Origin of the sequence: Halomonas sp. DP5N14-9 (assembly GCF_019802175.1) — a bacterium.
GTDB lineage: Bacteria > Pseudomonadota > Gammaproteobacteria > Pseudomonadales > Halomonadaceae > Halomonas > Halomonas litopenaei.
This window is the reverse complement of sequence record NZ_JAHVHR010000024.1, coordinates 258904-279668: the sequence shown is the minus strand read 5'-3', so window position 1 is coordinate 279668 and position 20765 is coordinate 258904. Positions and strand designations below refer to the sequence as shown.

Below are 20765 nucleotides of genomic sequence, written 5' to 3'. Positions count from 1 at the left end.
CCTCGTCAGTCCATGGTCGGATCGAACGGATCGGACGGCTCGGCGCGTTCGGCACGCTTGGCCTGCTGCCAGTGCTCTTCCATGCGCTCCAGCGAGGCCCGGCCGAGCGGCGTGCCCTGGGCATCCAGGGACCGCTCCATATGGCGAAAGCGGCTCTCGAAGCGCTGATTGGTGCCTCTCAGGCAGGCTTCCGGGTCGACGCCCAGGGTGCGCGCCAGATTGACGGTGGCGAACAGCAGGTCGCCCACCTCGGTGGCGGCGTGGTCGCGATCCCCGGCCGAGAGCGCCTCGCGAATCTCACCCAGCTCCTCTTCGAGCTTGTCGAGCACCCCGTCGGTGTCCGGCCAGTCGAAGCCCACCCGGGCCGCGCGCTTGGACAGCTTGGCGGCGCGACTAAGCGCCGGCAGGGTCCGCGGCACGTCATCCAGCGCCGAGACAGAAACCACCGCTTCGGCCTCGCCCTGCTGCGGGCCGCTGCGCCCTTCCCGTTCCTCGGCCTTGAGCGCCTCCCAGCGGGAGTGGACCTGACGGGTCTCGACCTCGGCGGCACTGACGCCCTGGCGGCGGGATTCAAGGGTGCCTTCGGGAAACACGTGGGGATGGCGACGCAGCATCTTGTCGGTCAGCGTGTGCACCACGTCATGGAAATCGAAACGCCCTTCCTCGCTGCCGAACTGGCTGTAGTAGACCACCTGGAACAACAAGTCGCCGAGCTCCCCCGGCAGCTCGTCGAAGGCGCGTCGCTCGATGGCGTCGGCGACCTCGTAGGCTTCCTCGAGGGTGTGGGGGACGATGGTGTCCCAGTGCTGCTTGACGTCCCAGGGGCAGCCCTGCTGGGGGTCCCGCAGTACCGTCATCAGGGTCAGCAGGTCATCGATGGAATAGCGCCGGCTCATGTGCGACGCCCTCCCTGACCGCGCTTGCGCTTGACCTCGATGATATTGGGCAGCTGCTGGATGCGGGAGAACAGCCGGCCCAGGGTCTCCAGGCCGTCCACCTCGGCGGTGATCGAGATGCGCGCGATGCCGTCGTCGGTGTTGGTCAGGGTATTGACCGAGAGCACGTTGACCTTGTCCTGGCCGAGCACGGCGGTGACGTCGCGCAGCAGACCGGAGCGGTCCCAGGCCTGGATCTCGATATCCACCGGGTACTGGCTGCTGGAGCGCGCACCCCACTCCACCTCGATCACCCGCTGGGGCTCGTCAACCCTGAGCTGCAGGATGTTGGGGCAGTCCTGGCGATGGATCGACACGCCACGGCCCTGAGTGATGAAGCCGACGATCGGCTCGCCGGGGACCGGATGACAGCAGTTGGCCATGTTGGTCTTGAGGTTGCCGACGCCCAGCACGGTGATCTCGCCGTCCGGGGTCTTGGCCGGCTTCTGACGCGGCTTGGCCAGCAGCCGGTCGAGGTGCTCCTGCTCGTCGCTGTCGCCGAACAGCTGCTGGGCCTGGTGCAGCACCTGACCGATACGCAGGTCGCCGGCGCCAAGCGCGGCGTACATGTCGTCGGCATTGGCGTAGTTGACCTTCTGGGCCAGGGTGGCGAGGTCCATGTCGTGGACGTCGAGACGCTTCATCTCGCGCTCGAACAGCGCCTTGCCCTCTTCCAGGTTCTGGTCACGCGCCTGGTGCTTGAACCAGGACTGGATCTTGGCCCTGGCGCGGGAGGTGCGCACGAAGCCCAGGTTGGGGTTGAGCCAGTCACGACTCGGGGCGCTCTTGTTGGCGGTCAGGATCTCGACCTGCTGACCGGTCTTGAGCTTGTAGGTCAGCGGCACGATGCGACCGTTGACCTTGGCGCCGCGACAGCGGTGGCCCACCTCGGTGTGCACGCGGTAGGCGAAGTCGATGGGGGTGGCGACCCTGGGCAGGTCGATGACGTGACCGTCCGGGGTGAACACATAGATGCGATCCGGCGCCACGTCGCTGGTCAGGCCCTCGCGCAGGTCGCCGAATTCGCCGATCTCCTCGTGCCACTCGAGCACCTGACGCAACCAGGCGATCTTTTCCTCATAGCTGTCGCTGCGGGCATTGGTATCGTGGCCCTTGTAGCGCCAGTGGGCGCAGACCCCAAGTTCGGCCTCTTCATGCATGGCGAAGGTGCGTATCTGGATTTCCAGCACCTTGTTCTCGGGGCCGATGACCGCCGTATGCAGGGACTGGTAGCCATTCTTCTTGGGGTTGGCGATGTAGTCGTCGAACTCGTCGGGCACGGTGTGCCAGCGCGAGTGGACGATGCCGAGCATGGTGTAGCAGTCCTGCACCGTGGGCACCAGGATGCGCACCGCGCGTACGTCATGGACCTGGGAGAAGTCGATGCGCTTGCGCTTCATCTTTCGCCAGATGGAGAAGATGTGCTTGGCCCGACCGTCTACCTGGAACTGGTGGATGCCCTGGGCCGACATCAGCGACTTCAGGGTCTCCACCACCTCCTGGATGTAGCGATCGCGATCCAGGCGCTTCTCGGCCAGCTGCCGGGCGACGGTCTTGTAGTCGTCCTCGTGGAGGTAGCGAAAGGACAGGTCCTCGAGCTCCCACTTGAGGTGGCCGATGCCCAGGCGGTGGGCCAGCGGAGCGTAGATGTCGAACACTTCGCGGGCGACCCGCACCTGCTTCTCGCGCGGGGCATCGCGGACTTGGCGCAGGGCGCAGGTGCGCTCGGCGATCTTGATCAACGCCACCCTGACGTCGTCGATCATGTTGACCAGCATCTTGCGCAGGTTGTCCTGCTGATCCTGCTGCTGCAGGCCGGCGGTGGTGGCCTGGGTATTGCTGATCGCGGCCATCTGCAGCACGCCTTCGATCAGGCTCGCCACCTCGCGGCCGAAACGCTTGGCCACCTGCTCGGGCTTGATCAGGTTCTCACGCACCGCGCGATACAGCACGGCGGCTTCGATGGCGGTCTGATCCAGGCGCAGCTCACCGAGGATATCGGCCATCTCGAGGCCCATGCGAAAGCTCGAGCCGTCCTTCAACCAGGACTTGTGGGGCCGCTCGGAGGCCTGCTCCAGCGACTGCGCCAGCTGGCAGGCCTCGACCAGTTCACCGGCGTCGGCCAGCTTGACGTCGTCCTGCAGCCGCGCGACCCACTGATCGATATCGACCCGACCATCCGCGGTCAACGGCTGGTCTTCCCGCACTTTAACCATCTTTCCTGACTCCTTGGCGTGGCGACGGCCCCTGGCGTTCGAACAGTACCATCGACTCGAGGTGCGAGGTGTGCACGAACATGTCCGCCATGGCGACCCGTTGCAGACGATAACCTCCCTGCAACAAGTGTGCCGCATCGCGAGAAAGCGTGGCGGGATCACAGGCAATATACAAGACCCGGGACACCGTACTTTTGGCCAGTGCCCGGCACAGCGCCTCGGCCCCCTCGCGCGGTGGGTCCAGTACCACCACCTCGGCATCATGGGTACGCAATAGCCTCGCCACCTGCCCTTCGTCATGCAGGTTGCCCTGGAGGGCAGCCACGTCCAGATCCGCGCCCGCGGCGTTGTCGGCCAGGCGCGCGGTCATCTCCGGCGAGCCTTCCACCGCGCTCACCGCGTAGCCCGACGCCGCCAGCGGCAGGCTGAAATTGCCGATCCCGGCGAACAGATCCAGCAGGGGTTCATCGACCCGGCGAGGTGTCCCCAGCCAATCCAGCGCGGTCTCGATCATGCGCTGGTTGACCTGGGCGTTGGCCTGCAGGAAGTCGCTCGGTCCGACGCCGAGGCTGAGCGGGCCACGCGCCGACGGCACCGTCACCTGGAGTCCTCGCGGCGGGGTCACCAGCCACTCGAAGCGCACCTGTTCACGGCCTGCCAGCACGCCGACGGCGACGCCTCGCTCATCGGCCCATGCACGCCAGCGTGCCAGGTCCGCGGGTTGCTCACGCAGTTGGCGGACCACCAGGGTCACCTGGCCGTCGCTGGCAAGCAGTTCCAGATGGCCGACCTGGCGTGGCGCCTCGAGGCTCGCCAGCTGCTGGTGCAACGGTGCCAGCAGCGACGACAGCTCCGGCACCAGAACGGTGCAGCTCTCCACCGATACCAGCCGGTGACTGCGCCTGGCGCGAAAGCCCAGATGGATGCCGCCGTCGGCATCGACCCTGACCCCCAGCCGAGCACGGCGGCGATAGGCGACGTCATCACTGGCCAGCACCTCGATGCGTTCGAGGTCGACCTCGACGCCCTGACGGGCCAGCAGCTCCGACAGTACGACGGCCTTGTGACGACGCTGGGCGTCGAGTTCCAGATGCTGCAGATCACAGCCGCCACAGCGCTCGATGTAGGGACAGGGCGGCGTCACCCGGGTCGGCGCGGCCTCGATCAGCTCACGCAGGTGGGCCTCGTCGTAGCGCTTGCGGGTGCGATGTACCGCCACCCTGACCCGCTCGCCGGGCAAGGCCCCCTCGACAAACAGGGTCTTGCCGGCGGGCGAACGGGCAATCCCGCGGCCATCGTGGGACAGCCCCTGAATCTCGAGCTCGTCGGGCAGTTCATCGGACGTGTCGGTCTGGTAGGCCCGGCGAGTGTCCGACGGGCGCTTGTGAGCAAGCCCCGAGACACCGGAGCGCTGACGCGGCGGACGGCGTTTTCCGAGTCCAGCCACCTCAGGACTCCGGCGCCAGCAGACCGGTGGAGAGATAACGGTCTCCCCGGTCGCAGACGATGAACACGATCACCGCGTTCTCGACCTCTTCGGCCACCCTGAGCGCCCCGGCCAGGGCGCCCCCAGAGGACACCCCCGCCAGGATTCCTTCTTCCCGGGCCAGTCGGCGCATGTGTTCTTCGGCCTCGTCCTGGCCGATGTCCAGTACCCGATCGACCCGCTGGGGTTCGAAGATCTTCGGCAGGTAGGCCTCGGGCCAGCGACGAATCCCGGCGATGCTGGCGCCGTCCTCGGGCTGCAGGCCGATGATCTCGATGTCGGCGCGCTGCTCTTTCAGGTAACGCGACACCCCCATGATGGTGCCGGTGGTCCCCATGGAGCTGACGAAGTGGGTAATTCGACCGTCGGTCTGCTGCCACAGCTCGGGGCCGGTGGTGCGATAGTGACCCAGCGGGTTGTCAGGATTGGCGAACTGGTCCAGCGACTTGCCCTCGCCTCGGGCGACCATGGTATCGGCCAGGTCCCGGGCCTCTTCCATGCCGCCTTCCTTGCTGACCTCGATCAGCCTGGCACCGTAGGCCGCCATGGCCTGCTTGCGCTCGCTGGAGGCGTTCTCCGGCATGATCAGCACCATGCGATAGCCCTTCATCGCCGCGACCATGGCCAGGGCGATGCCGGTATTGCCGGATGTCGCTTCGATCAGGGTGTCGCCGGGGGCGATCTCGCCGCGCTTTTCGGCCTCGTCGAACATTGACAGGGCCGGCCGATCCTTGACCGAGCCCGCCGGATTGTCACCCTCGAGCTTTGCCAGCAGCACATTGTTGCGCCCGGCGCTGATGCGCTTGAGGCGGACCAGCGGGGTCTTGCCGACCAGCTGGTCGAGGTAGGGGAATTCCATAAGACTTTCCTTGTAACGTCATCTGACGCCATTATATCGACGCCCCTCGCCACTGGACAGGCATGGTCCCATGGGGTGACATGGAGACGTACGAGACGGCGGTGGCCGCTCTTCGTCCGCGCCTATTCCCGGCCAGGAACGCAGCGCCTATGAGTTTGAGAACACGGTTGATGCTAGCCCTCGTGGGGCTGCCGCTGCTGCTGCTGGGGCTGGCGATCAGCCTCGCCTTGTATCAGGACCATGGCCTGCGCGAGGCCGCCATGGAAGAAAACCTCTCTACCGCCACGCGGCTGGTGGCCCCCGAGCTGGGCGAGGCCCTGTCGCTGGACGATATCGCCGGCGTTCAGGCGGCTGCCAATCGCCTGATGGATATTCCCAGCGTCCGTGCCCTGCGCCTGGTGCAGCAGGATCAGGTGGTGCTTGAACTCGGTCGACTGCGGGCCGAAGCGCTGAACGTCGAGGCTCCCAGCCAGGGGCTGTTGACCCAGCACTATCGCCAGTGGGTGTTGACGACACCGATCACTGCCGTGGACGGCGCCTACCTGATCCTCGATATCGACGCCTCGCTGCTGTTGCTCGCCACCTACAGCGATATCGCCAGGGGCGCCATGATCCTGCTGGTCTGCGGCCTTCTGCTGTTTCTGGTGGCCTTCACCCTGGGCCGCCGCCTGACCCAGCCGCTGGATGACATCGCCCACCTGCTCGACCAGCTGGCCGCCGGTCGTCAGCCCCACCACCTGCCGCTGGACCACCCGCTGGAGCTGGCCGAGCTGGGGCGCCGGGTCAACGCCCTGATCGACCACCAGGCGCGGGCGCGCGAAGACCTGCAGCAGCAGATCGAACACGCCACCTCGGAACTTCAGGAGTCCATGGAGACCATCGAGGTGCAGAACATCGAGCTCGACATGGCCCATCGCCAGGCGGTGGAGGCCAACCGGGTCAAGTCGGAGTTTTTGGCCAACATGAGCCATGAGATCCGCACGCCGCTCAACGGCATCATCGGCTTCTGCCGGCTGCTGGGGCGCTCGTCGCTGGACCCGCGTCAGCGCGAGTGGCTCGACCAGGTGCAACGGGCCTGCGACAACCTGATGTCGCTGGTCAACGATGTGCTCGACTTCTCCAAGCTGGAAGCCGGTCGTCTGGTACTGGAACAGGTGCCGGTGGACCTCCAGTCGCTGGTCGACGAGGTGCTGGGGCTGCAGGCGCCACTGGCCCAGCAGAAGGGCCTGCAGCTGCTCAGCCTGATCTATGACGACGTACCGGCGGAAATCACAGGTGATCCGCTGCGACTGCGCCAGATCATCACCAACCTGGTCAACAATGCCATCAAGTTCACCGACCGCGGCGAGATCATCGTGCGGGTCATGGTCGAACAGTCCCGCCACGAGCGCTTCACCCTGCGCATCAGCGTCAGCGATACCGGCATCGGCCTCAGTGACAGCCAGCAGCGACGGCTGTTCCAGGCCTTCCGCCAGGCCACCGCCGGACACAGTCGCCAGTACGGCGGCACCGGCCTGGGTCTGGCCATCTCGCGGCAACTGATCGAGCAGATGGGCGGCACCATCGGCGTGGACAGCACCCTCGACCACGGCTCCACCTTCCACTTCACCCTGCCCCTGACCAGCACCGCAAGCCATGTGCGTGCGCCCGAACTGGCGCTCGACCAGGCCTCGATCTTTGTCGAGGAACCCCACGGCCCCACCCGCAGGGCCCTTTTGCATATGCTCGAACAGTGGGACGCCCGGGTTGTGGCGAGCCCCCAGCAGGCTGCGCTGGCACTGGAAGCCATCGCCATCGAGGAGCTCGAAGAGGGCCGCATCGGCGAGCTACGCGCACGACTCAGGCAGCGCAACTGCCCCACCCTGCTGTTGATCAATGCGGGACTTCCGGATGTGCCCGGACTGGGCCTGCCCGATGGCTCGAGCGTACTGTCCAAGCCGTTGGCTCGCCAGACCCTGGCGGAAGCGGTGGAGGGCGCCCTCGCCGGTACTCGCCACAGGCCGAGCCTGCCTGCGCCGACGTCCCCGCCGGCGCTACCGTCTCGCCAGCCCTATGTGCCCGACGAGACGTCGACAGCGGCCCCGGCTGCACCGCCCCAGTGGAACAACTCGCAGACCCCGCCGCCTTCGCCGGACACGCAAACCTCCATGGCCAGCCTGCTGATCGTCGATGACAGCGAGACCAACCGCCTGCTGCTGCGAGAACTGGTGGAAGGACCGGAGCGTCGCGTGACCCTGGCCACCAGTGGGGAAGAAGCCCTGGCGCTGGCCCAGCAGCAGCTCTATGACATGGTACTGATGGATATTCGCATGGGTGGCATGGATGGTGTGGAGACGACCCAGGCGATCCGCCAACTCAGCCCCGCCTGGGCGAAGCGACCGATCATCGCGGTGACCGCCCACGTGCTGGAACACCAGCGCCGAGCGCTTCTGCAAAGTGGCATGGACGATGTGCTGATCAAGCCACTCGACACCGAGTGCCTCGACCGCCTGCTTAGAGAAAGGCTGGGCAGCGGCCTGACGGAGACGACCCCGGCGCCGAACTCGCCGGTCACCGACAAGTATCGACAGGACGCCAGTGAGGCTGATGACTCGGTCGAGCCGGCCGTCCCAGACCAGGCCCATGGCAAGGACCTTGGCAAGAACCTTGGCAAGGACCTTGGCAAGGACCAGGGCCAGCCCCGTGACAACAGCGATGACCAGGGCAACGACCTGCCCGACATCGACATCGCCCTGGGCACCCGCCTGGCGGGTGGGCGCGAAGCGCTGGCCAGGCAATTGCTGGCGAGCCTGGGGGCATCGCTGGACGAGACCCGTCGAGAGATCGAGGCGGCGCTGGCGGCCGAGGACGAAGAGGCCCTGCTCGATAGCATCCACGCCCTCAACGGTGCCTGCCGCTACTGCGGTGTGCCGCGCATGGCGCTGCTGGTGGAAACCCTCGAGACCCGACTTCGCTCACGCGGGATCGACGGCGTTCGTCCGCTGCTGCCCACCCTGGAGCAGGCCATGACCCAGGTCGAGCGCTGGCAGCAGGACAGTGGAGAAACCCCACTGAAGGGACCGGTTTAGCCGACGCGGGCAACTGCCGCGCCCCCCCCCCTGCAGCGATCAACGCCTTTCGAGCACCACGAAGGCCAGTGCCACATCGCTCTCGTCGCTGAGACTCAGGTGACAGGCGCCGACGCCCGCCTGGTCGGCCAGACGTAGCGCTTCCCCCGAGACCACCAGCTCCGGCCGCCCCAGGGGATCGTTGACCACCTGTATCTCGGTCCAGCGCATGCCATGGCGAAGACCGGTGCCCAGTGCCTTGAGCCAGGCCTCCTTGGCGGCGAAGCGCTTGGCCAAAAAGGCCGAAGGCCGTGGCGCCTCGGTGTAGCGCTCGGCTTCCAGCGGCCCCAGGATGCGCTCGGCGAAGCGCGCGCCATGGCGCGCAATGGCCGCGTCGAAGCGTTCGATCCGCGCGATATCGGTGCCGATGCCGAGAATCATGCCAGGGCTCCGAGAGACCCGGTATTCCCTGGCAAGGTCTCGACAGACAGACCTCCTCGAGCCGGCGCTGACATCGGCGACGCTTCAGTGCTAATGGTCGTGGTCGTGCTCATGCTCGTGCTCTTGCTCAAATTCGTCGATGGCCGCGACCAGCCCCGCCTCGTAGCCGGCCAGCATCAGTCGCTTCATCTCCGCCACCGCCTCCTTGAGGCCGACGAACAGCGCCCGGGCGATGATGGCGTGACCGATATTGAGCTCGTTGAGGCCGGGGATGGCGGCGATGGCCTCGACGTTGTGGTAGTGCAGGCCGTGACCGGCGTTAACGATCAGATCGAGCTCGACGCCCATTTCGGCGGCGGCCACGATGCGCTGGTACTCGCGCGCCCGATCGCTGTCGTTATCGGCCTCGGCGAAGGCGCCGGTGTGCAGCTCAATGGCCGGAGCACCGGCGCGCCTGGCGCTGGCGATCTGATCCGGATCGGGATCGATGAACAACGATACCTCTGCCCCCACGGCGGCCAGTCGGCGACAGGCGGCTTCGATGGCGTCGAACTGGCCGACCACGTCCAGGCCGCCTTCGGTGGTCAGCTCCTCGCGCTTCTCCGGCACCAGACAGACGTGGGCCGGACGTACCTCTTCGGCCAGCGCCAGCATCTCCTCGGTCACGGCCATCTCGAGATTCATGCGGGTGTTGAGAACCTCGGCCAGCAGGCGCACGTCGCGTTCCTGGATATGACGGCGGTCCTCCCGCAGATGGACGGTGATGCCATCGGCGCCGGCTTCTTCGGCGACCAGGGCCGCCTGAATCGGGTCGGGATAGCGGGTACCGCGAGCCTGGCGCAGGGTCGCGATATGGTCGATGTTGACGCCGAGCAGCAGTCGAGGGGGATGCATCAAGGTTCTCCGTCATGGGGATGAAAGACGAGCCCTATGGTAGCACCGCCGACAGGCCGGCGGTCACCCGAGGCCAGGCGATATCAGCGCGCTGAAGCGTCAGCGAGACTGGCGGCGACGCTCGGCCATGGCGACCATCAGCGCACGGGAGCGCAGCGGACGGTCGCCCAGCAACGGCGCCAGGGCGACAAGGGTCAGCGCGCCTGGCGGCGACGCTCGGCCATGGCGACCATCAGCGCACGGGAGCGCAGAGGACGGTCGCCCAGCAGCGGTGCCAGGGCGACAAGGGTCAGCGCGCCTGGCGGCGACGCTCGGCCATGGCGACCATCAGCGCACGGGAGCGCAGAGGACGGTCGCCAAGCAACGGCGCCAGGGCGACAAGGGTCAGCGCGCCTGGCGGCGACGCTCGGCCATGGCGACCATCAGCGCACGGGAGCGCAGCGGACGGTCGCCCAGCAACGGCGCCAGGGCGACAAGGGTCAGCGCGCCTGGCGGCGCCGCTCGGCCATGGCAACCATCAGCGCACGGGAGCGCAGCGGACGGTCGCCCAGCAGCGGCGCCAGGGCCGCACGCGATAGCGCCTTGGCCGGCCCGGCGAGCCCGGCCTCGCCCCAGTCGGCCCCGGCCAGCAGGCGCAGGGTGCGCCCGTCGATGCCGCGCTCTGCGACGACAAAGGCCCGACTGCCGGGCTCGAAGCGGTAGCGCCGCTGGGGATCCAGGCCGCCACCGTCGGGCGTGGTGAAACGCGGCGCGGCGTCCAGCGCATCGAGTAGCGCAAATTCGAGCCGACGCAGGGCCGCAGCGCGAGAGACCGGCGTCGCCAACTCGTCCAGCGCCGAGGTGTAAAAGGCGAACACCTGCCCCACCGGCAACTCCACCGGCAGCAGGCGGGTCAGCAATTCGTTGGCGTAGAGACCGCACAGCAGCCCCTCGCCGGCGAGCATCGCCGCCGGGCCACGGGACTCGATCAGCCGCAGTCGCTTGAGCTCGCGATCGCCCTGCCAGGTCAGGTGCAGGGGCGCGAACGGCTGCATCTGACTGCGCGAGCGACTACCGGGACGCTGCACGCCCTGGGCCACGGCGCGCACACGACCGTGGTCCAGGGTCAGCAGTTCGACCAATGCACTGGTCTCGCGGTAGGGACGCTTGTGGAGCAGAAAGGCGGGCTGGGGCTGCATGGGGATCCCGACGTCGGGGCAACAGGATCACAACAGGACCATCGTCATCGATGATCCTGCCGGGGCGCGGGGGAACGGCTCAGTCGAGGTCGTAGCCGAGGCTCTTGAGGGCGCGTTCGTCGTCGGACCAGCCACGCTTGACCTTGACCCACAGGTTGAGCATGACCTTCTTGTCCAGCGCCCGCTCCATATCCAGGCGTGCCTCACGGCCGATCTTCTTGATGCGATCGCCGCTGTCGCCGATCAGGATCTTCTTCTGGCCCTGACGTTCGACCAGGATCAGCGCGCTGATGTGCACCACCCGGGCCTCGTCACGAAACTCCTCGATCTCGACGGTCATCTGATAAGGCAGCTCGTCGCCGAGCTGGCGCATGACCTTCTCGCGTACCATTTCGGCAGCCAGAAAACGCATGCTCTTGTCGGTGACCTGATCTTCCGGGAAGAAGTGGATCCCCTCGGGCAGGTGCTTATCGATCTCGGCCTCGAGCTCCGGCACATTGGTGCCGTGCTGGGCGGCGATCGGCACCACCGCGGCGAACTCGCGCTTGTTGCCGAGCTCGGCCAACCACGGCAGCAGGGTGGCCTTGTCCTGCAGGCGGTCCACCTTGTTGACCGCCAGGATCACCGGCGCCTCGACATTGGCCAGGCGGTCCAGCACGATCTGGTCTTCCTCTGTCCAGCGGGTGCGGTCGACCAGAAAGACCACGCAGTCCACGTCCCGCAGGGCCTGCACCGCCGCCTGGTTCATGAAGCGGTTGATCGCCTTGTTGCGGTCCTTGCCGAGGATATGGATACCCGGGGTGTCGACGAAGATGGCCTGAGCGTCGCCTTCGGTCTTGATCCCCAGCACCTGGTGGCGGGTGGTCTGCGGCCGCCGCGAGGTGATCGAGATCTTCTGTCCGAGAATACGGTTCATCAGGGTGGACTTGCCGACGTTGGGACGGCCGACAATGGCCACGAATCCACAGGTCTGACTCATGCGCTGACTCCCTTGGGATCGAGGCGTTGCAAGGCGCTTTCGGCGGCCATCTGTTCGGCGTGGCGGCGGCTGGCGCCGGTGCCGACGGTGTGTTCGTCGAGCATCTCGACGTGGCACTCCACGGTAAAGGTCTGGGCGTGGGCCTCGCCTTCCACCGAGGTCACCTCGTAGCGAGGCAGCGGTGCCTGACGGGACTGCAGAAACTCCTGCAGGCGGGTCTTGGGGTCCTTCTGGGACTGCTTGAGGTCGATGCGCGCCAGGCGCTCCTCGAACCAGGCCAGCACCCGCGTGCGTACCGCGTCCATGCCGGCGTCCAGGTAGATGGCACCGATCACCGCCTCGACGGCGTCGGCGAGGATCGATTCACGCCGATGGCCGCCACTTTTCATCTCGCCGGAACCCAGGCGCAGGCATTCGCCAAAGCGCATTTCCCGGGCCAGCTCCGCCAGGGTCTGGCCCTTGACCAGGCGCGCCCTCAGGCGCGAAAGCTGGCCTTCACGGGCCTCGGGAAAGCGCTCGAACAGCGCCTCGGCGATGACAAAGTTGACGATCGAGTCACCCAGAAACTCGAGGCGTTCGTTGTTGCGCCCACCGAAGCTGCGGTGGGTCATGGCCAGTTCCAATAGACTCGCGTCCTGGAATTCATGGCCGATGCGGCGACTGAAGGGGGTCAGGGAATTGCTCACGACGCTCCTGTTAACTCTTTGTGCTGACGATGGAAGAACCAAGCGGCGTTGAAGCGATCACGGGATCGTCCTCACGCTGGAAAAGCTCGGCAGTCCACCGTCCCAATGCATCCATACCGCGAAGGCCTTGCCGACGATGTTGGCTTCCGGGATAAAGCCCCAGTAGCGGCTGTCATTGGAGTGGTCCCGGTTGTCGCCCATGGCGAAGTACATGCCCTCGGGCACCACGACGTCGTGGACCAGCGGGCCGCGATCGCGGGGATTATTGTAGATCTGATGCTGATGTTCGCCCAATTGCTCGGAGAACAGCAGCTCACCTGGCGCGCTCTCCGGAGCGTCGTCGAGCAGCGTCTTGGGCACTGGCTCGCCGTTGACGTAAAGCTGCTTGTCGACGTAGCGCAGGGTATCGCCGGGCAGCGCCACCACGCGCTTGATGAAATTCACCGCCGGGTCCTGGGGATAGCGGAAGACCATGACGTCACCCCGCTCCGGCTCGTTCAGATCGAGGATCTTGGTGTTGGCCACCGGCAACCTCAGGCCATAGGTGAACTTGTTGACCAGAATGAAATCCCCGACCTCCAGCGTCGGGCGCATGGAGCCTGACGGAATCTGAAACGGCTCCACCACGAAGCTTCTGAGCACCAGCACCACCAGCAGCACCGGAAAGAACGACTTGGCGTAGTCGACCGGCCAGGGGTCCTTGCGCGAAAGCTCCCGAGCGGACAGATCCACGCCTTCGGTGGTGCCGGTTTCGGCAGCTGCGGTGACGGCTTGACGCCGGGGGCGCCACCAGACCAGGTCGAGCAGCCAGATCAGACCGGTGACGGCGACCGCGATCACCAGCAGCAGGGAGAAGTCCATATCAGTGTTTCCAGGTGGCTTGTAAGTCGGTATCTGAGGGAGGGGCAAGCCGTCCCGGCGTCACACCGGGACGGATCGACCGCCGCTGGGGCATCAGTCGTTCACCTTGAGCACGGCGAGGAAGGCGTCCTGAGGGATCTCCACGCGACCGACCTGCTTCATGCGCTTCTTGCCGGCCTTCTGCTTCTCGAGCAGCTTCTTCTTGCGGGTCATGTCGCCGCCGTAGCACTTGGCGGTCACGTTCTTGCGCAGCGCCTTGACCGTGGAACGGGCCACGACCTGGCCACCGATGGCGGCCTGGATCGCCACGTCGAACATCTGACGCGGGATCAGCTCTTTCATCTTCTCGACCAGCACACGACCACGGCTGTGGGCGTGATCGCGATGGATGATCACCGCCAGGGCATCGACCCGGTCGCCGTTGATCAGCACGTCGAGGCGTACCAGCTTGGCCGCCTCGAAGCGCTCGAAGTTGTACTCGAGCGAAGCATAGCCCTTGGAGATGGACTTGAGCCGATCGAAGAAATCCATGACGACTTCGCTCATCGGCAATTCGTAGGTCAGCTGGATCTGGCTACCCAGGAACAGCATGTCCTTCTGGGTGCCGCGACGCAGCTCGCACTCGCTGATGACGTTGCCGACGAATTCCTGGGGCACCAGGATGCTAGCGCGCACGATGGGCTCGCGCATCTCCTCGACGTCGGCCATGTCCGGCAGCTTGGACGGGTTGGAGACGTAGCTGACGTCACCGTTCTTCATCGCCAGTTCGTAGACCACCGTCGGCGCGGTGGTCAAAAGGTCCAGGTCGTACTCGCGTTCCAGACGCTCCTGCACGATCTCCATGTGCAGGGTGCCGAGGAAGCCGACGCGGAAACCGAAGCCCAGGGCGTCGGAGTTTTCCGGCTCGTAGTCCAGCGAAGCGTCGTTGAGCGCCAGCTTCTCGAGCGCATCGCGGAAGTCTTCGTAGTCGTCGGCGCTGACCGGGAACATGCCGGCGTAGACCTGGGGCTTGACCTTCTGGAAGCCCGGCAGGCGCTTGACGTCCGGCGTCTTGGCGTGGGAGATGGTATCCCCCACCGGAGCCCCCTGAATGTCCTTGATACCGGCCACCACGAAGCCCACTTCACCGGCGCGCAGGATGTCGGTCTCCTTGCGCAGCGGGGTGAAGATGCCGACCTCGTTGGCCTGCCAGTCACGTCCGGTGGACAGGATGCGAATCTTGTCGCCCTTCTTGAGCACGCCGTCGAAGATCCGTACCAGCGATACCACGCCCAGGTAGTTGTCGAACCAAGAGTCGATGATCAGCGCCTGCAGCGGCTTTTCGGGGTCGCCCTTGGGCGGCGGAATATCGCGCACCAGCCGCTCGAGCAGCGCATCGATGCCCAGACCACTCTTGGCCGACACCTGACAGGCGTCGGTGGCGTCGAGACCGATGATCTCCTCGACCTCGTGGGCGACCTTGTCGGGGTCGGCCTGGGGCAGGTCCATCTTGTTGAGCACCGGCAACACTTCTAGCCCCTGCTCGATGGCGGTGTAGCAGTTGGCCACCGACTGGGCCTCGACACCCTGGGCGGCGTCGACGACCAGCAGTGCGCCCTCGCAGGCATACAGCGAGCGCGACACCTCGTAGGAGAAGTCGACGTGCCCCGGGGTATCGATGAAGTTGAGCTGGTAGGTCTCACCATCGTTGGCGTGGTAGTCCAGCGTCACCGACTGGGCCTTGATGGTGATGCCGCGCTCGCGTTCCAGATCCATGGAGTCCAGCACCTGATCCTTGAGCTCGCGCTCTGACAGGCCACCGCAACTCTGGATCAGGCGATCGGCCAGGGTGGACTTGCCATGGTCGATGTGAGCGATGATCGAGAAGTTACGTATATTATTGATTACCTTGCGGTTATCAGGATCAGACATGCAGGATGATTCCATCTTGAGAACGCACCGGACAGCGACAGGCTCGCCCTGCCCCGATGACGCGGAAAAAAAAGTTGGCGCTATTGTACCGGCATCCCCTGCCCCGCGCATCCCAAGCCGTTGCGGCGGCTCGATTCGATATCACAGGACGACAACGCCCGAGGGCCATGGCGGCCCTCGGGCGTCGTCGGTCAGCGGGACGCGCCTCAGTCGTCGGCCAGTCGCAGCGCCACGAACAGCGAGCGACCGTCACGGTACAGACGGACCGGCACCGCCTGATCGGCAGGCAGCTCACGCACCAGCTGGCTAAGCTGGCGACCGCTTTCCACCGCGACCTGGTTGACGCTGACGATGATATCGCCACGCCGGATGCCGGAAGCCGCCGCCACGCCACGCGGGTCGACGTCGCTGACCCGCACGCCGGCGTCGATGCCGTACTTGTCACGCTCGGCGTCGGACAGCGACTGCACCGCCAGACCCAGGCGTGCCGGCGACGCGCTGCCGGGCGACTGACCGCTGCCACCGGCCAGTTCCTCGGGCCAGTCGCCAACGGTGACGCTGAGGGTCTTGCGATCCCCGGCGCGCAGCACGGTCAACTCGACCTCGCTGTCCGGGGCGACACGGCCGATCAACCGCGGCAGGTTGCTGGAGCGCTCCACCGTCTCGCCATTGACCGCAAGCACGATATCACCGGCCTGGACGCCGTCACGCGCCGCAGGTCCGTCGGGATCGACGTCGGCGATCAGGGCACCCTCGGGGCGGTCCATGCCGAACGACTCGGCCAGGTCCTTGGACACCGGCTGAATCATCACACCGAGCCAGCCCCGGGTGACGTGACCTTCGCTTCGCAACTGGTCGGCGATGTCCATGGCGACATTGATCGGAATGGCGAAGGACAGCCCCATGAAGCCACCGCTACGGGTGAATATCTGGGAGTTGATACCGATCACCTCGCCGTCGAGGTTGAACAGCGGTCCACCGGAGTTACCCGGGTTGATCGCCACGTCGGTCTGGATGAAGGGCACATAGGCGTCACGCGGCAGGGTGCGGTTGATCGCCGAGATGATGCCTGCGGTGACCGAGTGATCGAAGCCGAACGGCGAACCGATGGCGGCCACCCACTCCCCCACCTTGAGGTCGTCGGAGTCACCCAGGGATAGCGTCGGCAGATCGCTGGCATCGACCTTCAGTACCGCCACGTCGGTCTTCTCGTCGGCCCCGACCAGCTCGGCCTTGAGGTCACGACGGTCATTGAGGCGCACCATGATCTCGTCGGCGCCCTCCACCACGTGGGCGTTGGTCATGATGTAGCCGTCCGCGTCGATGACGAAGCCGGAGCCCAGCGACTGACGTTCCTCGGTGCGACCACCGCCTCCGCCGGGCGGCACCGGGAAGCGATCACCGAAGAAATGACGGAAGATGTCGGGGATTTCCTGGCCACCGAAATCGCCGAAGGGCGTGGAGTAGCCCTCGGTGACCCGGGTCGTCGAGATGTTGACCACGCCGGGGGCGGCCTCTTCGACCAGTTCGGTAAAATCAGGAAGATCCCTGGCCAGGCTGGATTGGGCGACAACCATTCCCACCACCAGCGTCATCCACATGGACAGGGTGCGAGTCATTGGCTTCATGCAAGGCTCCTGCGTAAGACTCAGATAGGACTCAGAGTGCATCGAACGCAACCTCGAGGGTCGCTTCTTGTAGTACCGTCACGCCGCCAAAAGGTTCAGTCATTAGCGGGCAAAATAACGCGACAAGGGCCCGTGAAGTGCTCGGGCAAAGGGCTATCACAACAGAGCTATCACAACAGGGCTAGAGCACCAAGGTCGGCCGATACGCCTCGGCGCGGCGGCGCAGATGCCGACGCAGCACCACGCCGCCGAGGGCCAGGCCCGCAATAAACACCAGCGGCAGCGACCAGTGATCCGGCGACTGCACGTTGACGGCAAGGGTCGCCCCCAGCGCCAACCACAGCGGCAGGCCGTAGACCAGCACGCTGGCGCGCACCAGGCTCGTCCGGGACAGGGCCAGGGTCACCGTCTGCCCGATGGCGGGACGCTGCTCGGTATCGATCTCGAGCGCACGCCGATCGTCGCTCCTGCGCAGCAGCCAACGCGCCCCGCAGCCGCCCCGAGCAGCGCAGCGCCCGCAGCCGCCGGTTGCCGCCAGCGCTACCCTGACCCCTGCGGTCGTCCAACCCACCACTCGCGCCTCTGCGGTCGCGCAGTCGGTACTCATGACGACGCTTCCTGGTGGACGTTGCTCACCGCCTCAGGGCGCGCACCATCGCTAACACCCTGCGACTGCCCCTCGGCCAGCTCAAGGGTTTCGGCCACCTTGACCAGCACGCTGGGAGGCAGTTCGCCTACGGCCACCACCTGAAGCAACTGGCCTTCACGCTGCACTCGGCGCACCGCAGCGTGACTGGCGCCCAGTCGATGGACACCCGGCCTTAGTACCCGTGAACCCGCTACCGGTTCGACGAACAGGCTGATGGTCGACAGGCCGTCGCTGTACAACTTGTGGCGGCGAGGCCCATCGCTGTCGGATGCCATCGCCATCAACGGCTGGGCAACAAAGCCACGAGGCAGCCAGCCTGCGCGCCAGTCGAGCCTGGCCGAGGACGGCGGCCGGCGCAGCTCCACCTTGCCGTCGTAGCGTTCCGGCGGCGTCATCGCCACCAATTGGAAGGTATCCAGCACCTGGCCCCGCTCGTCGATCAGGGTGCGCTTCAAGGGGATGACGGTCTCGCGGTCGAGCCAGATGCGATAGCCGTAGCGCATGGCGTCCAGCGGCAACAGTTCCAGACGGATCGCGTGACGATTGGCGATTCGCTCCTCGCCGTCGAAGCGCAGCCGATAGAAGCGTGACAGGTGCTCGACCAGCGCCTGGGGAGAGGCCGGCGCCGCCCCCTGGCTATCACCGAGTTCGAAGCGAAAGGCGCCCCCCTCTCGCAGCAGCGAGCGACTGGGGCCATCGAGGAAGTGGAGGCGATCGCGCTCGACACCCTGCTGGATGTCGCGGGCCACCGACAGCGTCACCACCTCCTCATCGACGATGCGAACGGCGCGCGCCTGATACTGGTAGCAATGGGAAGCCCAGACACTGCGCTCGAACCAGTCTCCCGGAGACTCGGGGGGTGACAAGGCGGTCAAGGCGCTGCAGTCGTAGACGCTCTGGATACTATTCGGGTCAGCTACCGAGTCAGCCGAGGCCTCGGCGTCCGCCGTTACGGCGTCGACACCAGGGTCGGCAACGGCCTGGGCGGGAAGAGAAAGACAGACAAGGGAAAGTGTCAGCCAGCCGGCCAACGCTGCAAGCGACCCCTGATGTGGCATAGAAATCATGTCCTGACAGGCACTGCTGAGAATGCGCTCGGCCCCTCAGGGCCGAGCAGATCATTGCTATCTCGATGCCAGATCGATCACCTCAACGGGCTTCCGCCGGGGTGCTGCGCAGCATCGGCATCCAGTTGTCGGCACTGCTGAAGGCCGCCCCCTGGGCATGACGATCGAGGTACGACTGCAACAACTGGGCCTGCGCCTGGTCACTGACCCGCGACTGCTGGGCAGATGGCGACAGCATCATCGGCGAGGCCACCTGGGCGCCGACGGTCATCAGGCCATTGCTGGAGCCTGTGCCGGACTGAAACATCGGCAGATCCATCAGCGAAGGCCGAGACGCCGCTACGCTGGCAAGCTCTGCACCTGGCACGGCGGACGCCGTCTGTGCTGCGCCGCTATTCACGCCGCCGCTTACGCCACCCGCAGCCCCGCTGCTGGCCACACCGGCACCGGAACCGTCGATGGAGCCATCGAAGGCGCCGTTGTAGAACTGAACCCCGCTGATCACCATCAACGAGACCGCCGCGGCAATACCGGCACCGCGTGCGAGCCCCATTCCGCCGCGCTTGGCGACCGCGCCGTCGGCGGGAGCCTCCATCTGCGGCGCAGGCTCATCCTCGAGGCGAGCCAGGATACCGGCGGACAGATCCACCGAGGGGTCACTATCGGTCTCGCGGCGCAGCGCGGCACGCATCAAATGGTAACGACGCCAGCTCTCGGCGCTGTCCTGGTCGCTCTCGAGCGACTTCAGCACTCGACGCAATTCCAGCTCGTCACCTTCATTGTCCATCAGGGCTGAAAGCGATTCCCGTGCGTTCAGACTCATTCTCCACACCTCATTTCGACGAAGCGTCGCGCCTCCAGCTCCATAGACCACCGGAGATGCGCCAGGTTCCGCCACCGATTCTCGGTTACTCGCCACCGGCTCGAGCGCCAGGTGACGACCGTCGTTGATTGTTGCATCGGGCCGGTCACTGGGTAAGACGCCCAATCTGGCGAACAGTTCATCCCAATTTGAAAAAAATGGGGAATTCGGCAACAAAAGGGGTCGCCCTGCCTCCCCCCTGCGCCCACGACCAGCTCACAGGCTAGCGATAGCGAATCAGGAAAGTGACTCGGCGTTTCGCGAGGTCGTCATCAGCGGCTGAATATGTTGATCCACCGCTTCCCTGGCGCGAAAGATGCGCGAGCGCACGGTACCCACCGGGCACTGCATGATCTGGGCGATGTCTTCATAGGAAAGACCATCGAGCTCGCGCAGGGTAATGGCGGTGCGCAGGTCATCGGGAAGATTCTCGATCGCCTCGAATACCGCCGCCTCGAGCTGGTCCCTGGCGATGGACGCCTCCGGTGTCTCGATATCGGCCAGCCGGCCACTCATGTCGACGATCTCGGCATCATTGATATCCAGATCGCTGCCCGGCGGACGACGCCCGCGGGACACCAGATGATTCTTGGCGGTGTTGATGGCGATGCGGTACATCCAAGTATAGAAGGCGCTCTCGGCGCGAAACTTGCCAAGCGCCCGGTAAGCCTTGATGAAGGCTTCCTGGGCCACGTCCTGCACCTCGGCATGGTCGCTGATATAGCGGCCGATCAGGCCCAGTATCTTGTGCTGGTACTTCTTGACCAGAAGGTCAAAGGCTCGGGTATCGCCCTTCTGCGCGCGCGCCACCAGCTGCTGGTCCGTTTCCTTGGGCGTCATGTCTCTCCTCCCCGACGATGTCGGGCTGACGACGCCGGACCCTCGGTCTGGCCCTTGGCAACAGGGTGCCACCTTTCGCCTGTCGGCGATGTATAGGTCATGGGTCTCGTCATGATAAAAGGCACAAGTGTTCCTGTTTCCTTGGCTCGCATCAAGCGTTCTCTGAGTGCATCTCTCGACGCCGCTCCGACATCGGGTGCGCGACAAGGTTCCCTCAGGCGATTGA

Annotated in this window: 17 protein-coding genes; 1 reads left to right on the top strand and 16 read right to left on the bottom strand. The window is 65.7% G+C overall.

Annotation, left to right across the window (positions count from 1 at the left end; genetic code table 11):
• Positions 1 to 5: 5 nt before the first annotated feature.
• The 4 genes from mazG to cysM are packed head-to-tail and all read right to left on the bottom strand — an operon-like array spanning position 6 to position 5496.
• Positions 6 to 896, bottom strand: a complete 891-nt coding sequence (gene mazG / locus KUW00_RS14240) for a nucleoside triphosphate pyrophosphohydrolase (RefSeq protein ID WP_222569357.1) — start codon at positions 894 to 896, stop codon at positions 6 to 8.
• Positions 893 to 3151, bottom strand: a complete 2259-nt coding sequence (relA, locus tag KUW00_RS14235; protein WP_045993189.1) for a GTP diphosphokinase — start codon at positions 3149 to 3151, stop codon at positions 893 to 895. The genes mazG and relA overlap by 4 nt, the downstream gene beginning before the upstream one ends.
• Positions 3144 to 4598, bottom strand: a complete 1455-nt coding sequence (locus KUW00_RS14230; RefSeq protein WP_222569356.1) for a TRAM domain-containing protein — start codon at positions 4596 to 4598, stop codon at positions 3144 to 3146. Before KUW00_RS14230 ends, relA begins: the two co-directional genes overlap by 8 nt.
• A gap of 1 nt (position 4599) precedes the next feature.
• On the bottom strand, positions 4600 to 5496 hold the full coding sequence (gene cysM / locus KUW00_RS14225) for a cysteine synthase CysM (protein WP_213228625.1): 897 nt from the start codon (positions 5494 to 5496) through the stop codon (positions 4600 to 4602).
• Positions 5497 to 5645: 149 nt separating this feature from the next.
• On the opposite strand from cysM, the gene KUW00_RS14220 reads away from it, so the two are divergent.
• Entirely contained in the window at positions 5646 to 8564 is a 2919-nt protein-coding gene (locus KUW00_RS14220; RefSeq protein ID WP_222569355.1) for an ATP-binding protein, read from the top strand.
• A gap of 39 nt (positions 8565 to 8603) precedes the next feature.
• Here the strand turns inward: KUW00_RS14220 and acpS are convergent, their stop codons facing one another.
• The 12 genes from acpS to rpoE form a co-directional block, all read right to left on the bottom strand.
• Positions 8604 to 8984, bottom strand: a complete 381-nt coding sequence (gene acpS / locus KUW00_RS14215; protein WP_108132704.1) for a holo-ACP synthase — start codon at positions 8982 to 8984, stop codon at positions 8604 to 8606.
• 90 nt (positions 8985 to 9074) lie between these two features.
• Positions 9075 to 9878 carry a pyridoxine 5'-phosphate synthase gene (gene pdxJ, locus KUW00_RS14210; RefSeq protein ID WP_222569354.1) on the bottom strand — a complete coding sequence of 268 codons (804 nt, stop codon included), beginning with the start codon at positions 9876 to 9878 and terminating at the stop codon, positions 9075 to 9077.
• A 479-nt stretch (positions 9879 to 10357) separates the two neighbouring features.
• Positions 10358 to 11056: a DNA repair protein RecO gene (gene recO / locus KUW00_RS14205; protein ID WP_222569353.1), complete on the bottom strand. Its 699-nt coding sequence runs from the start codon at positions 11054 to 11056 to the stop codon at positions 10358 to 10360.
• A gap of 79 nt (positions 11057 to 11135) precedes the next feature.
• Positions 11136 to 12035, bottom strand: a complete 900-nt coding sequence (gene era, locus KUW00_RS14200) for a GTPase Era (protein ID WP_045993485.1) — start codon at positions 12033 to 12035, stop codon at positions 11136 to 11138.
• Entirely contained in the window at positions 12032 to 12721 is a 690-nt protein-coding gene (rnc, locus tag KUW00_RS14195; protein WP_045993484.1) for a ribonuclease III, read from the bottom strand. Before rnc ends, era begins: the two co-directional genes overlap by 4 nt.
• Positions 12722 to 12778: 57 nt before the next feature.
• On the bottom strand, positions 12779 to 13582 hold the full coding sequence (gene lepB / locus KUW00_RS14190) for a signal peptidase I (protein WP_045993483.1): 804 nt from the start codon (positions 13580 to 13582) through the stop codon (positions 12779 to 12781).
• Between the two features lie 93 nt (positions 13583 to 13675).
• Positions 13676 to 15493 carry a translation elongation factor 4 gene (gene lepA / locus KUW00_RS14185; RefSeq protein ID WP_045993482.1) on the bottom strand — a complete coding sequence of 606 codons (1818 nt, stop codon included), beginning with the start codon at positions 15491 to 15493 and terminating at the stop codon, positions 13676 to 13678.
• A 206-nt stretch (positions 15494 to 15699) separates the two neighbouring features.
• A complete protein-coding gene (locus KUW00_RS14180; RefSeq protein ID WP_222569352.1) occupies positions 15700 to 17121 on the bottom strand; it encodes a DegQ family serine endoprotease in 1422 nt (473 codons plus the stop codon).
• A gap of 181 nt (positions 17122 to 17302) precedes the next feature.
• The gene (locus tag KUW00_RS14175) at positions 17303 to 17728 is read right to left on the bottom strand and encodes a SoxR reducing system RseC family protein (RefSeq protein WP_222569351.1); all 426 of its coding nucleotides are present in this window, start codon (positions 17726 to 17728) and stop codon (positions 17303 to 17305) included.
• On the bottom strand, positions 17725 to 18828 hold the full coding sequence (locus KUW00_RS14170) for a MucB/RseB C-terminal domain-containing protein (protein ID WP_222569350.1): 1104 nt from the start codon (positions 18826 to 18828) through the stop codon (positions 17725 to 17727). Before KUW00_RS14170 ends, KUW00_RS14175 begins: the two co-directional genes overlap by 4 nt.
• A 91-nt stretch (positions 18829 to 18919) precedes the next feature.
• The gene (locus KUW00_RS14165) at positions 18920 to 19660 is read right to left on the bottom strand and encodes a sigma-E factor negative regulatory protein (protein WP_045993479.1); all 741 of its coding nucleotides are present in this window, start codon (positions 19658 to 19660) and stop codon (positions 18920 to 18922) included.
• 276 nt (positions 19661 to 19936) lie between these two features.
• Complete coding sequence (gene rpoE / locus KUW00_RS14160; RefSeq protein ID WP_045993478.1) at positions 19937 to 20539, bottom strand: RNA polymerase sigma factor RpoE; 603 nt, start codon at positions 20537 to 20539, stop codon at positions 19937 to 19939.
• Between the last annotated feature and the right edge of the window lie 226 nt (positions 20540 to 20765).

What these genes read in the sequence shown, in the direction of transcription:
- lepA (WP_045993482.1), bottom strand. Translation starts at nt 15,493, where the DNA reads ATGTCTGATCCTGATAACCGCAAGGTAATCAATAATATACGTAACTTC.
- KUW00_RS14165 (WP_045993479.1), bottom strand. Translation starts at nt 19,660, where the DNA reads ATGAGTCTGAACGCACGGGAATCGCTTTCAGCCCTGATGGACAATGAA.
- cysM (WP_213228625.1), bottom strand. Translation starts at nt 5,496, where the DNA reads ATGGAATTCCCCTACCTCGACCAGCTGGTCGGCAAGACCCCGCTGGTC.
- KUW00_RS14220 (WP_222569355.1), top strand. Translation starts at nt 5,646, where the DNA reads ATGAGTTTGAGAACACGGTTGATGCTAGCCCTCGTGGGGCTGCCGCTG.
- KUW00_RS14170 (WP_222569350.1), bottom strand. Translation starts at nt 18,828, where the DNA reads ATGCCACATCAGGGGTCGCTTGCAGCGTTGGCCGGCTGGCTGACACTT.
- lepB (WP_045993483.1), bottom strand. Translation starts at nt 13,582, where the DNA reads ATGGACTTCTCCCTGCTGCTGGTGATCGCGGTCGCCGTCACCGGTCTG.
- KUW00_RS14180 (WP_222569352.1), bottom strand. Translation starts at nt 17,121, where the DNA reads ATGAAGCCAATGACTCGCACCCTGTCCATGTGGATGACGCTGGTGGTG.
- recO (WP_222569353.1), bottom strand. Translation starts at nt 11,056, where the DNA reads ATGCAGCCCCAGCCCGCCTTTCTGCTCCACAAGCGTCCCTACCGCGAG.
- mazG (WP_222569357.1), bottom strand. Translation starts at nt 896, where the DNA reads ATGAGCCGGCGCTATTCCATCGATGACCTGCTGACCCTGATGACGGTA.
- era (WP_045993485.1), bottom strand. Translation starts at nt 12,035, where the DNA reads ATGAGTCAGACCTGTGGATTCGTGGCCATTGTCGGCCGTCCCAACGTC.
- rpoE (WP_045993478.1), bottom strand. Translation starts at nt 20,539, where the DNA reads ATGACGCCCAAGGAAACGGACCAGCAGCTGGTGGCGCGCGCGCAGAAG.
- relA (WP_045993189.1), bottom strand. Translation starts at nt 3,151, where the DNA reads ATGGTTAAAGTGCGGGAAGACCAGCCGTTGACCGCGGATGGTCGGGTC.
- KUW00_RS14175 (WP_222569351.1), bottom strand. Translation starts at nt 17,728, where the DNA reads ATGAGTACCGACTGCGCGACCGCAGAGGCGCGAGTGGTGGGTTGGACG.
- pdxJ (WP_222569354.1), bottom strand. Translation starts at nt 9,878, where the DNA reads ATGCATCCCCCTCGACTGCTGCTCGGCGTCAACATCGACCATATCGCG.
- acpS (WP_108132704.1), bottom strand. Translation starts at nt 8,984, where the DNA reads ATGATTCTCGGCATCGGCACCGATATCGCGCGGATCGAACGCTTCGAC.